The organism is Thalassobaculum sp., assembly GCF_040219215.1.
In the GTDB taxonomy this organism is placed as follows: Bacteria; Pseudomonadota; Alphaproteobacteria; order Thalassobaculales; family Thalassobaculaceae; genus Thalassobaculum_A.
In genome coordinates this window covers 153,375-166,240 of sequence record NZ_JAVJSX010000001.1, presented here as the reverse complement: position 1 = coordinate 166,240, position 12,866 = coordinate 153,375, and the positions used below count along the sequence as shown (strand labels likewise).

Below are 12,866 nucleotides of genomic sequence, written 5' to 3'. Positions count from 1 at the left end.
ACATGACCGGTGATATCCAAGACATGAAGGCGCTGATCGCCCGCGTGGCGGACGGCGCAACACTGACGGAATCCGAGGCGGAAAGCGCATTCGACATCATCATGTCGGGCAACGCCACCCCGGCACAGATGGGCGGCTTCCTGATGGCCCTGCGGGTCCGGGGCGAGACCGTGGCCGAGATCACGGGCGCGGCGCGCACCATGCGGGCCAAGGCGCTTAAGATCCCGACCCCCGAGGGTGCCATCGATACCGTCGGTACCGGTGGCGATGGCGCCAAGACCTTCAACATCTCGACCGCCGCGGCGTTCGTTGTGGCGGGCGCCGGCGTGGTGGTTGCCAAGCACGGCAACCGGGCCTTGTCGTCACGGGCCGGTGCGGCCGATGTGCTGACCCATCTCGGGGTCAACATCGATTGCGACATGGAACTGGTGCAGGCCGCACTCAACGAAGCGGGAATCTGCTTCTTCATGGCGCCACGGCATCACAGCGCCATGCGCCATGTCGGTGGAGCGAGGGTCGAACTCGGCACCCGTACGATCTTCAACATTCTCGGCCCGCTCTCCAATCCCGGCATGGTGCAGAACCAGCTGATCGGCGTGTTCTCGAGGAATTGGGTTCTGCCGATGGCCGAAACCCTGCTGAAGCTCGGTTCCAAGCGGGCTTGGGTGGTGCACGGCGACGGGCTGGATGAGATCACCACGGCCGGTGTCACCACCGTGGCCTCGCTCCAGGACGGCAAGGTCGAAACGTTCGAGATCACCCCAGAGGACGCCGGCGTGCCGCGCGCAACCGTCGACCAGGTCCGCGGTGGCGATCCGGAGCACAATGCCCTGGCGTTGCGGGCGTTGCTGGACGGTGTTCCGGGCCCGTACCGCGACATCGTGCTGATGAATGCGGCCGGTGCGCTGATCGTGGCGGGCAAGGCCGCCACCCTCAAGGACGGGGTCGCCCTGGCAGCCGAGATGATCGACAGCGGCAAGGCCAAGGCGAAGCTGGAAGCCCTGATCTCGGTCACCAACCGGGGGTCGCAATGAGCGACATTCTAGCCGAGATCTGCGAGCACAAGCGGACCGAGATCGCGGCTCGAAAGGCGGCCAACTCGCTCGCCGAGATGGAATCCACTGCACGGGCGGCAAGTGCCCCGCGCGGTTTTGCCGAGGCGCTGCGGCGGGCGGCCCGCGTCGGCTACGGCCTGATCGCCGAGATCAAGAAGGCATCCCCGTCCAAGGGCCTGATCCGGGCAGACTTCGACCCGGCATCGCTGGCCTGTGCCTACGCGGCCGGCGGCGCCACCTGCCTGTCGGTGCTTACCGACGAGAAGTATTTCCAAGGCAACGACCGCTACCTCGCCGACGCCCGATCGACGGTCACGCTGCCGGTTCTGCGCAAGGACTTCATGCTGGATCCCTGGCAAGTGACCGAGGCGCGGGTGCTGGGTGCCGACTGCATCCTGATCATCATGGCGGCCCTATCCGACACCCAGGCCCAGGAGATCGAAGCAGCGGCCCTCGGTTGGAACATGGATGTGCTGGTTGAGGTGCATGACGCTGCCGAGTTGGACCGCGCGCTTGAACTGAAGTCGCCCCTGCTCGGCGTCAACAACCGCAACCTGAAGACCATGAAGACCGACCTTGCCACCACCGAAGCGCTGGCTGATCGGGTTCCGTCCGACCGGATCCTGGTGGCGGAAAGCGGCCTGAACCACCCCGGTGACCTGGCGCGCATGGCACAGGTCGGCGCGCGCTGCTTCCTGGTCGGTGAATCGCTGATGCGGCAGTCCGACGTGACCGCCGCCACCCGCACCCTGCTGGCCGACCCGGTCGCAGCGGTGGCCTGATCTTCAACGACGGCCGAGGACCATGAGCGACCTCACCCATTTCGACGACTCCGGGCGCGCCCACATGGTCGACGTCGGAGGCAAGGAGATCACCGAGCGGACGGCCACCGCCCGGGGCTCGGTGCATTGCTCGCCGCAGACCATTGCCCTGATCCGCACCGGAGGCGTGAAGAAGGGCGACGTGCTGTCGGTCGCCCGGCTGGCGGGGATCATGGGGGCGAAGCGCACGCCCGACCTGATCCCGCTGTGCCATCCGCTGGCCCTCACCTCGGTCACGGTCGACCTGTCTATCGACGGCGACCGGAACACCGTGGACATTGAGGCGACCTGCCGTCTGAAGGGCCGCACCGGCGTCGAGATGGAGGCGCTGACCGCCGTCTCGATCGCTGCGCTCACCGTCTACGACATGGTAAAGGCAGCTGACCGGACCATGCGGATCGGCGACATCCGGCTGGTGCACAAGGCGGGTGGCAAATCGGGGGACTTCCGTGGCGAATGAGCTGCTGCCGGTCGAGGACGCGCTGGACCGGATACTGTCGGCGCTGTCGCCGCTGCCCGCCGAAATGGTCCCGGTATCAGAGGCGCTCGGGCGGGTGACCGCCGAGCCGATCCGCGCCCGCCGCACCCAACCGCCCATGGCGGTCTCCGCGATGGACGGCTACGCCGTGCGGGCAGCCGATGTGGCCAATGTGCCGGCCACCCTGCGCCGCACCGGATCGGCGCCCGCCGGCGGCCGGTTTTCCGGCGCCGTCGGCGCTGGCGAAGCCGTGCGGATCTTCACCGGCGGTCCGGTCCCCGACGGCGCCGATACCATCGTCCTTCAGGAGGATGTCGACGCGTCGTCGGAGGAGGACGGCGCCACGGTCGTGGTCCGCGAGGGCGCTCCGGCCGGTACCTTCATCCGGCCCGCCGGGCTGGACTTCAAGGAGGGCGACATCGGCATCCGGGCCGGACGCCGCCTGTCGGCCCGTGACATCGGACTGGCCGCGGCGATGAACGTTCCCTGGGTCCGCGTCCATCGACGTCCACGGGTCGCGATCCTGTCGACCGGCGATGAAATCGTCAGGCCGGGCGAGCTGAGTGATCCGAGCCGCATCGTGTCGTCGAACGCCTACGCGCTGGCGGCGGTGGTCCGCGCCGTCGGAGGCGACCCGGTCGATCTTGGGATCGCTCCCGATGACAGCGATGCGTTGCGGACCCTGGCGGCCGGGGCTCGGGGCAGTGATCTGCTTGTCACCACCGGTGGCGCGTCGGTCGGCAGCCACGACCTCGTGCAATCCGCGCTCGGGGATACCGCGCTCGGTGCCGACGCCCTGAAGCTCGGGTTCTGGAAGATCGCCATGCGCCCCGGCAAACCGCTGATCTTCGGACATCTTGGCCCCGTGCCCATGCTCGGGCTGCCTGGCAACCCGGTATCGACCATGGTCTGCGCCACTGTGTTCCTGCGCCCGGCGCTTGAGCGTCTGCTCGGCCTGCCGGACGACTCGACAGCTCTCGCTGAGGCCGTTCTTGCGGTCGATCTCAAACCGAACGACCGGCGCCAGGATTACCTGCGCGCCACATCGACCGCGGGACCGGACGGCCGCCGGGTGGTGACGCCGTTCGATCGGCAGGACAGTTCGATGATGTCCCGTCTGGCGGGCGCCGATTGCCTGGTGGTGCGGCCGCCATACGACCCGGTGCGCCGCAGCGGGGACACCGTCGGTATTCTGCCATTGGACGGTGGGTTTCTCTCGATCTGAGACAATCAACCCACAACTCCGTGTCGGCGCTTGATTTTTCTTGACCTCCACCGGAGATCAAAAGTAGAACATTTATTCGCGTACTGCTTTTGTTCGCGCCAGCTGGGGCGATTGATCGGGAGATGCGGACGATGCTTACCAGGAAGCAGCATGAGTTGCTGGCCTTCATCCAGAAGCGGATCGAGGAGTCCGGAGTGTCCCCGTCCTTCGATGAGATGAAGGATGCGCTCGACCTGAAATCCAAGTCCGGTATCCACCGCTTGATCACCGCCCTGGAAGAACGCGGGTTCATCCGGCGACTGGCGCATCGTGCCCGTGCGCTGGAGGTACTTCGGACGGCGGATCAGGTGGTCGCGCGAGGCGCGCGATCGGACCGCCCCGCGGCGCGCGGTTTCACCCCGAATGTGATCCCCGGCAATTTCCCGTTCCGGGGCGACCCGCCGGTGGCGGCACCTTCTCCCGGGGAAGGTCCGGAAAGCGTCGATCTGCCAATGTATGGCCGGATCGCCGCCGGCACGCCCATCGAGGCGCTGCGCGACCCATCGACTTCCATTGCCGTCCCGGCGTCGATGCTGGTCGGGGGCGACCACTATGCGCTGGAGGTATCGGGGGATTCGATGGTCGATGCCGGAATTTTCGACGGTGATACCGTCATCATCCGGCAGTGCGATACCGCGGAGAATGGATCGATCGTGGTCGCCCTGGTCGATGAGCAGGAAGCGACGCTGAAGCGGCTGCGCCGAAAGGGCCAGTCGATCGCGCTCGAACCTGCGAACCCAGCTTATGAGACGCGAATCTTCGGCCCGGACCGCGTGAAGGTCCAGGGCAAGCTCGTTGGCCTGCTTCGTCAGTACTAGGAATTGCCGCCGATCATTCGCCGCAGGCTACCGCCCACCCTGCAGGACGGTTTCGTTCAGGCGCCCTGGGGACGGCCAAACAACTTGCCGAGATCTGCCAGCACGACGTCGGGTTGACGTTGGCGCCCCGCATCATTCGCGCGAGCGCGCTCGACATGCGCCTTCTCTATGGCATTGGTCTTGATCTGCTTGCGATTCGACACTGAAATCTGCCGGAACATCGAACTGGCCCAGCGATCCTTGCTCTCATCCTCGATCTTGCCTGCCTGCACGACGGCGACGTAAGCGAGATTGCGCTTACCGACAACATCGGCGACGGCATCCCCGAGAATAGTAAATGACCGCTTTCGCAGCGAATTCGGCATTGCAAGCAACTCCCCAGCCGTATTGTTAGCCGCTACCCCCGTAAGCGGATGCCAATTGTTACAGCATTTCGTCCTTGCAGTCCATATTTAGTACGCATTCCAGGTATTTCCAGCTCGTTCTCAATGCGCGGTTACCCAGGGCCGGTGTCCCCGTTCGGCGGCCACCGACCGGATCCGCACTCCGCCTGCAGACAACCAGATTGCGTGTGTTCCGTTCCGCCGGAGATCCGATCGGTCGATGACGATCGCATTGCTCGGACAGCCCCGGCGGAAATGTACGCCCGTTACGATAATGTCGGCATGGTCGCAGTCCTCTATTGCGGCTTCCGGTGTGGTCGGGACGGTAAGCACCCGCCCATTGATCCGCACGACGCATCCCAGCCCGTCGCATGCGAACCGCTCGGACGCCTCGGCCAGATCGGTCGCCAGGAAGCTGGAATCCGGGCTTCCGCCCCATCGCCGTTGCCAAGCTTTGCGAACGAATCCTCCGCCGTTCTCTCGTGACACCAGCCATCCGGTTCCGTCGACATGAACCGCCGACAGTTTGCCATCCGCTGAGATCAGCGCATCGGGCGGCCGTTCCAGGCCAATGACGATCGCGGCAACCCCGGCGATCATGACCCCGACCCAACGGATCGCCGTCCGCCAGATCGCGAGCCACAGTCCACCTACAGCCAGTACGGCGAGCGGTGCGGTGCCCAAGGCAGTCACCCCAATCGCGGTCAGGGGGCCGTCGATTGCAGCGGCCGCCGCCCACAAGGTTGCCTCAATCCCCCACCCCATCGCCGCCAATGGCCACGCTTCGAGCCCTATAGGCATGACAATGAGGGACGCAATGCCCGCCGGCATGGTCACGAATGCCGTCACTGGAACAGCCATCACATTGGCGATCGCCCCCAGGATCGGCACCTGTTGGAAGTGATGAGCGACGATGGGCGCCGTGACAAGCGATGCGACCACAGAGGTTGCCACGACGCCGAACAAGTACCGCATCGCGTGTCGCACTGCACCGAAACGACGGGAACCCCGGAGGCTCCGGCGTCCAGACACGCCTTCCCAGACCGCGACCAATGCCGTAACGGCGGCAAACGACAACTGAAAGCTTGGCCCGATCAGGCTCTCGGGCGCGATCAGCAGCACGGCGGCTGCGGCCCACGCGACCATGTGCAGGCTCACCGCCTCTCGGTCCAGCAGGACGGCGCACAGCACCAGTCCGGTCATCAGGAACGCCCGCTGCGTGGGAACAGGAGCGCCGGCAAGCAGCAAGTAGAATGCGGCTGTCGCAAGAGCCGCCGCTGCAGCCCATTTTTTGATCGGTCGACGAAGGGCAATTGTCGGACAGGCCGCCAGCGCCAAGCGGACGACGGCGAAGACCGTTCCGGCAACCAAGCCCATGTGCAGCCCGGAGATCGCCAGCAGGTGGGCTAGCCCCGTCTGGCGGAAAGCGGCCGCGGTTGGCTCGTCGATTCCGGCCCGGTCTCCTACCAGCATCGCCGCCGCAATCGAGCCTGCCGGATCCGGCAGTGCCGAGCGGATCCGGCGGGCCACGACATCCCGAAGCCGGTCGACGGCCTCCCACGCCTCGCCATCCCACCGCGCTGATCCTCGACTGACGACCGACACCGGGCCAACCGCAAATCCAACGGCACCAAAGCCTCTGAAGAATGCGTCGCGTTGAAAGTCGAAAGCGCCCGGCGCGACCGGTGCCGACGGCGGTCGAAGACGGACGCGCATTCGAACACTGTCACCGATCCCGATCGCGGAACCGCTGGATTGAACCAGCCGCATCGCGACTGCAATCCGAGCTCCCGACGGGCTCCGCTCTCCGGCCGCATCACCGGACAAGCGGATCTGATGCAAGGTCAACCGCCAATCGGAAGGCCGTCGTTCGATTGCCGCGACCCGCCCCTCCAACTCCGCCCAAAGCTCGCGGTCCAGCATGACCGTCGCCTGGGTCCGCGTCCGCAGTTCGGCAGCCGAAAACCCGATACACATTGCAACCACAAGCAACGCCCCCCAGGCCGGAACGGTCCACCGCCGTAGCGACAGGGCCGTGCCAAGGGCCGCGAGCGCTCCACCTGGACCCATCCAGGCAGGCGGTTCCGCAGGCAACGCAAAATACCAGCCGATCCCGACAGCCAACGCAACCGGCAGCCAGAGCAGCCTGCGCGGACTCTCCCGACGGACAAGGTCCGACGCACCACGCCAACCGGTTTCGGATGTCCTCCAAGGCGCGGGCACCGGCTGTGAACGCAATTCCCCTTGCCGGGTCGGTCGCCTCGGATTGGACGTTGTGCTAAAGACCACCGCTCTCCCATCCGGGGGTCCGATTGTCCCCCGCCCGCAACGTGATCGAGCCGCGCCTCATGACCGTCGTCACCCGTTTCGCGCCGTCACCAACTGGCTACCTGCATATCGGCGGTGCCAGAACGGCACTGTTCAACTGGCTGTTCGCCCGCCACCACGGCGGCACATACCGCTTGCGGATCGAAGACACCGACCGCCAACGTTCGACTAAGGAAGCCGTAGACGCGATCCTCGAGGGATTGAACTGGCTTGGACTGTCGGGCGATGGTGAGATCGTGCTCCAGTCGGAGCAGGCGCAGCGCCACGCCGAGGTCGCCTACGCGCTTCTTGAGCAAGGCAAGGCCTACCGTTGCTACTGTTCGCCGGAGGAACTGGTGGCAATGCGCGATACCGCCAAGGCCGAAGGCCGATCAATCCGCTATGACGGACGCTGGCGTGACCGCGATCCCGCTGACGCTCCCGCCGGCGTTGACCCGGTCATTCGCATCAAGGCGCCGCTCGACGGCGAGATGACCATTGCCGATGCGGTCCAGGGCAACGTCACCGTTCCGCACTCCCAACTCGACGACATGATACTCCTGCGTGCCGACGGTTCGCCGACCTACATGCATTCGGTCGTTGTCGACGACCACGACATGGGCATAACCCACGTGATCCGGGGCGATGACCACCTGAACAACGCGTTCCGGCAGTCGCTGATCTACCAGGCGATGGGATGGGACGTGCCGGTGTTCGCCCATATTCCGCTGATCCACGGAGCCGACGGCGCCAAGTTCTCAAAGCGCCATGGCGCGCTCGGAGTCGATGCCTATCGCGAGATGGGCTACCTGCCGGAAGCGATGTTGAACTACCTGTTGCGCCTCGGTTGGGGTCATGGCGACGACGAAATCATCTCCAGCGACCAAGCGATCGAGTGGTTCGAACTGGATGGTGTCGGTCGGGCGGCATCGCGGTTCGACTTCGACAAGCTCGGCAGCGTCAACGGCCACTATATCCGGGAGGCCGATGACGACCGCCTCACGGCGTTGGTTACCGAGAAGCTGGCCGCCGACCCATCCCTCATTATCAACGACGAGGCACGACGCCGTGTTCGTGCCGGAATGGCCGGGCTGAAGGAGCGGGCAAAGACGATCGTCGAACTTGCCGAGAAGGCACGGTTCTACGTAGCGCCGCTCCCGCTGCACATTGAGCCCAAAGCCGCCGCCCACCTCGACGGGAGCGGATTGGCGGCACTCGCGGGCCTTGCACCGCACCTGGAGATGCTTACGTCGTTCGATGAAGCCTCCATTGAGGATGCCGTGCGCCGATACGCAGAGAACAACGACCTCAAGCTCGGGAAAGTCGCGCAGCCGCTTCGCGCAGCGGTGACCGGATCGACCACGTCGCCCGGGATTTTCGAAGTCCTGGCGGCGCTCGGGAAGACCGAGTCGCTGCAGCGCATCAATGCTGTTTGCGCAGTGCACACTAACGGATAAGATCGGCGGCCGGTCCGGCGGAACCATACTGTTCCTCGCTACGGACTGCCTGCGACACAGGGGACGGACATCATGAATAAGAGCAACGCCGCGACCTTCACGCTGACCGACGACACGACTGGTTCGGCATACAAACTGCCGGTTATTCCCGGCACCATGGGCCCCAGCGTGATCGACGTGCGAAAGCTGTACGCAGAGACCGGACACTTCACGTTCGATCCAGGCTTCACGTCGACCGGGTCATGTGAATCGGGTCTGACCTTCATCGACGGCGACGAGGGCATCCTGCTGCACCGCGGCTACAAGATCGAGGACCTCGCCGAGAACTCGGATTTCTTGGAAGTCGCCTATCTGCTGCTGTACGGCGAGCTGCCGACCGCGGCGCAGAAGAAGAAATTCGACCACGATGTGACCTACCACACGATGGTCCACGAGCAGCTCAGCAACTTCTACCGGGGCTTCCGGCGTGATGCCCATCCCATGGCGGTGTTGTGTGGCGTGATTGGCGCGCTGTCGGCGTTCTACCATGACTCGCTGGACATTCATGACGAACGCCAGCGGATGATCGCGTCGTTCCGTCTGGTGGCGAAAATGCCGACGATCGCCGCGATGGCCTACAAGTACTCGGTCGGCCAGCCGTTCAACTATCCGCGCAACGACCTGAGCTACTCCGAGAACTTCCTGCACATGATGTTTGCGGTTCCGGCGGAGCCGTACAAGATCAGCCCGACGATCTCCAGGGCGATGGATCGGATCCTGATCCTCCATGCCGATCATGAGCAGAATGCCTCAACCTCGACCGTCCGCTTGTCCGGGTCGTCCGGGGCCAATCCGTTTGCCTGCATTGCAGCGGGTATTGCCTCCCTGTGGGGGCCGGCCCATGGCGGTGCCAACGAAGCCGTCCTGAACATGCTTCAGGAGATCGGCCACAAGGACAACATCAGCGAGTTCATCAAGAAGGCGAAGGACAAGGATGACCCGTTCCGCCTGATGGGCTTCGGACACCGGGTCTACAAGAACTACGACCCGCGCGCGAAGGTCATGCAGAAGTCCTGCCACGAAGTCCTGGCGGAGCTTAACCTGGACGATCCACTTCTCGAACTGGCAATGGCGTTGGAGAAGATCGCCCTTGAGGACGACTACTTCGTTGAGAAGAAGCTGTTCCCGAACGTCGATTTCTATTCAGGAATCGTGCTGAAGGCCCTCGGGTTCCCGACCTCGATGTTCACTGTGCTGTTCGCGGTGGCGCGGACCGTCGGTTGGGTCGCGCAGTGGAAGGAAATGATCGAGGAGCCGGGCCAGAAGATCGGCCGGCCTCGTCAGCTCTATACCGGCCCGCAGCAGCGGCCGTTCGTTCCGGTATCCAAGCGCTGAATCATCGACGTACCGGCGAAAACGGAGGGCGGCCCGAGGGCCGCCCTTTGCATTTCTGGAGTCCGTAACGGTGCGGTTGTCTGCGCACTTCAACCGATCCCAGCTGCATTCAGCACGGTCCGCGCGGCGCGATCGGAGGGGTTCTCGCCGTCGGCGAGCAACATCGCCCTTGTTGCCTCACTAGCGGCCGCTTGCTCGGCACGGGCGCGCGGGTCGTCAAACAACCGCTCGACCGCCACTGTCAGCCGGTCGGCGGTACAGTCGTCCTGGATGAACTGCGGTATCACCCGGCGACCCATGAGTTTGTTGGTCAAGACGATGGCCTCCGGGTCGATCAGGCGGCGCGCGATCGCAGCGGACAATGCATTCACCCGGTATGCCACCACCGTGGGCACGCCGGCGATCGTCAGCTCCAGCGTCACGGTACCCGACGCCGCAAGGGCGACGTTGCAGGCGGCGAAGGCGTCGTACTTGTACTTCGGATCCTGGACGATCGTGACCGGCGCCCGCCATCCGCGTGTTTCCTCGCGGATGGCATCGGCGACCAGGGGAACGGTCGGAATGACCACCCGCATCGACTGGTACCGCCCAGTCAGACGAGCGACAACCTCGCGGAACACCGGCATGAGCCGCTTGACCTCGCCGGGACGGCTGCCCGGCATGACCCCGAGAACCGGTGCGTCCTTGGGCAGGCGAAACCGACCTCGGAACGCCGATCCGTCACCTGCCGGCTGCCGGGCCGCAGGGTGTCCGACGAACGTCGTCTCCAGCCCGTGCTTCTCGAAATATGGCGGCTCGAACGGAAACAGGGTCAAGAGGTGGTCCAGGTGCCGTGCAATTGCCGCCGCACGCCCCGGACGCCATGCCCAGACAGTCGGTGGCACCCAGTGGATCAACTTGGGCCCGATTCCACCAGCCTCTGCGCGGCGCTGGAAGAGCCGCTTCTGCACCCGCATGGTGAACGCCTTGGAGTCGATCGACACCACTGCACTTGGTTGCCGTTCCCATGCGTCATCGGCGGTCTGCCGGACCCGTCGCAGCAACATCGGTGCTTTCGGAAGGATCTCGACGATGCCCATCACGGCCATTTCCGAGATCGGAAACAGGCTTGCCAATCCTTCTGCGGCCATCGCGTCGCCGCCCAGCCCGGCGAACCTTACGCGGCCCGCGGTGGCCGCCCTCAGCGACCGCATCAGCCCGGCACCTAGGACGTCGCCCGATGCCTCTCCCGCCATCAGGTAGATCAGCGGTGGTTCGCCATCCGCCGTCATGCAGGATCTGCGAAGCGTCGCGCCACCAGGAACAACCCAGCATCCTCCAGGGCTCGAACCGTGGCCCCTCGGTCGACGATCAGTGTTGCGCCAGCTTCCACGACGATGCCCCGGAATCCCGCCGCAGCAGCTGCTGCTGCCGTACCCTCACCGATTGTCGGGCGATCGGCTCGCTGCTCCTGTCCCGGCTTGCTGCCCTTCACGAGGATCGGACGACGACCTTCCCGACGCAGGTTGCCCGCCCGGGCGATCATCGCGTCGGTTCCTTCGATGGCTTCGACGGCGAGGACCAATCCCTCCTGGACAACCACCGCCTGTCCGACGTCTGCCGACCCCAGGGCCCGCAGCACGGCAATGCCGCGAGCGATGTCCACTTCCTCGTCCCGACCCGGGGCCGACCCGGCCAGAATACCGGCTGAGGCGAGATAGCCGCCCAGAAGATCGTCGACACCGACAACACGGAAGCCATCACGTTCGATCTCCTCGACGATCACCGACAGCAAACCGTCGTCGCCAAACACCCGGGTCCCAGCCCTGGCAAGGGCCGCAACCGACCGCCGATCCAGCGACAAGGACGACAGCGAGGGTCGGCGCATCGGCCCGGCCATAACGACATCGCCACAACCGGCATCCCTCAGGTTCTGCAGCGCCGCTCCGGTCTGGCCGAGCTTCAGCCACGCATGCGGAAAACCGGCAACCGTTGCCGCATCGGTATGACCGACGAATGCAATGATGAATACCGGACGGCCGTCCGATACGGCCGCCTCCGCGATCCGGCGAGGCAACTCACCGCCACCTGCGACAATTCCGAGTCCGTCCATGCCCGCCTCAGAATTCGCCGCCATCTCCCGGCTGGCAGATCTTCCGGGAGGAATCCTCCCGGATAAAATCGACGACCTCCATAACCGGGGGGCACTCGGCGAACTCCTCGGCAACTTCCTGAAGGCGTTCCTGGAAGGTTCCCTCGACTGCGAAGAGCAGGCGGTAGGCTTTGCGCACCGCGTTGATGTCGTCCCGACTGTAGCCTCGGCGCTTCATGCCGATGATGTTGATTCCCGACAGCCGTGCCCGGTCGCCCATGACCGATCCGTAGGGGATCACGTCGCGTTCAACCCCGGTGACACCACCGACCATCGCATTGCGTCCGATGCGCACGAACTGGTGAACGGCGGACAATCCACCGAGAACCGCATGGTCCTGCACCTGAACGTGACCGGCCAGCGTGGCGTTGTTGGCCATGATCACGCCGTTTCCAACGTCGCAGTCGTGGCCGATGTGACTGCCGACCATGACCAGGCAACGGTCCCCGACACGGGTGACCATACCACCACCCTCGGTTCCAGGATTCATCGTCACATGCTCGCGGATCACCGTTTCGCTGCCGATGATCAGTTCCGAGGGCTCGCCTCGGTACTTCAGGTCCTGCGGACGCAGACCAATGCTGGCGAAGGGGAACACCTCCGTACGGGCACCGATCGTGGTGCGTCCGCCGATGACCGTGTGACTGTGGATCTTGCAGCCATCCGCCAGAACGACATCGGACCCGATGACCGCATAGGGCCCCACTTGCACCCCGTCGCCCAGTTCAGCGCCGGCATCGACGACCGCCGTCGGATGGATCTCTCGAGCCACGCAACT

Annotated in this window: 12 protein-coding genes; 7 read left to right on the top strand and 5 right to left on the bottom strand. The window is 64.9% G+C overall.

The window, feature by feature from the left end; translation table 11 throughout:
- Window positions 1-2: 2 nt before the first annotated feature.
- The 5 genes from trpD to lexA all read left to right on the top strand — a co-directional run bounded on the left by trpD (window position 3) and on the right by lexA (window position 4,436).
- The gene (gene trpD / locus RIC54_RS00870) at window positions 3-1,034 is read left to right on the top strand and encodes an anthranilate phosphoribosyltransferase (RefSeq protein WP_350097732.1); all 1,032 of its coding nucleotides are present in this window, start codon (window positions 3-5) and stop codon (window positions 1,032-1,034) included.
- Window positions 1,031-1,837, top strand: a complete 807-nt coding sequence (trpC, locus tag RIC54_RS00865) for an indole-3-glycerol phosphate synthase TrpC (protein ID WP_350097734.1) — start codon at window positions 1,031-1,033, stop codon at window positions 1,835-1,837. Before trpD ends, trpC begins: the two co-directional genes overlap by 4 nt.
- A gap of 22 nt (window positions 1,838-1,859) precedes the next feature.
- The gene (gene moaC / locus RIC54_RS00860; protein ID WP_350097736.1) at window positions 1,860-2,336 is read left to right on the top strand and encodes a cyclic pyranopterin monophosphate synthase MoaC; all 477 of its coding nucleotides are present in this window, start codon (window positions 1,860-1,862) and stop codon (window positions 2,334-2,336) included.
- Window positions 2,326-3,579, top strand: coding sequence for a molybdopterin molybdotransferase MoeA (locus RIC54_RS00855; protein WP_350097738.1), 1,254 nt, complete (start codon window positions 2,326-2,328; stop codon window positions 3,577-3,579). The genes moaC and RIC54_RS00855 overlap by 11 nt, the downstream gene beginning before the upstream one ends.
- Window positions 3,580-3,710: 131 nt before the next feature.
- The gene (gene lexA, locus RIC54_RS00850) at window positions 3,711-4,436 is read left to right on the top strand and encodes a transcriptional repressor LexA (RefSeq protein ID WP_350097740.1); all 726 of its coding nucleotides are present in this window, start codon (window positions 3,711-3,713) and stop codon (window positions 4,434-4,436) included.
- A 56-nt stretch (window positions 4,437-4,492) separates the two neighbouring features.
- Here the strand turns inward: lexA and RIC54_RS00845 are convergent, their stop codons facing one another.
- Window positions 4,493-4,801: a hypothetical protein gene (locus RIC54_RS00845; RefSeq protein WP_350097742.1), complete on the bottom strand. Its 309-nt coding sequence runs from the start codon at window positions 4,799-4,801 to the stop codon at window positions 4,493-4,495.
- 120 nt (window positions 4,802-4,921) lie between these two features.
- Window positions 4,922-7,042, bottom strand: coding sequence for a ComEC/Rec2 family competence protein (locus tag RIC54_RS00840; RefSeq protein ID WP_350150409.1), 2,121 nt, complete (start codon window positions 7,040-7,042; stop codon window positions 4,922-4,924).
- A gap of 125 nt (window positions 7,043-7,167) precedes the next feature.
- Here RIC54_RS00840 and gltX point away from each other — a divergent pair, with 125 nt between their 5' ends.
- Together gltX and RIC54_RS00830 are read left to right on the top strand one after the other, a co-directional pair.
- A complete protein-coding gene (gene gltX / locus RIC54_RS00835; RefSeq protein ID WP_350097746.1) occupies window positions 7,168-8,583 on the top strand; it encodes a glutamate--tRNA ligase in 1,416 nt (471 codons plus the stop codon).
- A gap of 72 nt (window positions 8,584-8,655) precedes the next feature.
- Window positions 8,656-9,957: a citrate synthase gene (locus RIC54_RS00830; RefSeq protein WP_350150406.1), complete on the top strand. Its 1,302-nt coding sequence runs from the start codon at window positions 8,656-8,658 to the stop codon at window positions 9,955-9,957.
- 89 nt (window positions 9,958-10,046) lie between these two features.
- On the opposite strand, the gene lpxB is transcribed toward RIC54_RS00830, so the two are convergent.
- From lpxB to lpxA, 3 genes are read right to left on the bottom strand one after another with little or no spacing between them, the layout of a single operon-like run.
- Window positions 10,047-11,228 (bottom strand): lipid-A-disaccharide synthase, encoded by a 1,182-nt coding sequence (gene lpxB / locus RIC54_RS00825; RefSeq protein ID WP_350097750.1) that lies wholly within the window; start codon window positions 11,226-11,228, stop codon window positions 10,047-10,049.
- On the bottom strand, window positions 11,225-12,049 hold the full coding sequence (locus RIC54_RS00820; protein ID WP_350097752.1) for an LpxI family protein: 825 nt from the start codon (window positions 12,047-12,049) through the stop codon (window positions 11,225-11,227). Before RIC54_RS00820 ends, lpxB begins: the two co-directional genes overlap by 4 nt.
- A gap of 7 nt (window positions 12,050-12,056) precedes the next feature.
- Window positions 12,057-12,860, bottom strand: a complete 804-nt coding sequence (gene lpxA / locus RIC54_RS00815) for an acyl-ACP--UDP-N-acetylglucosamine O-acyltransferase (protein ID WP_350097754.1) — start codon at window positions 12,858-12,860, stop codon at window positions 12,057-12,059.
- Between the last annotated feature and the right edge of the window lie 6 nt (window positions 12,861-12,866).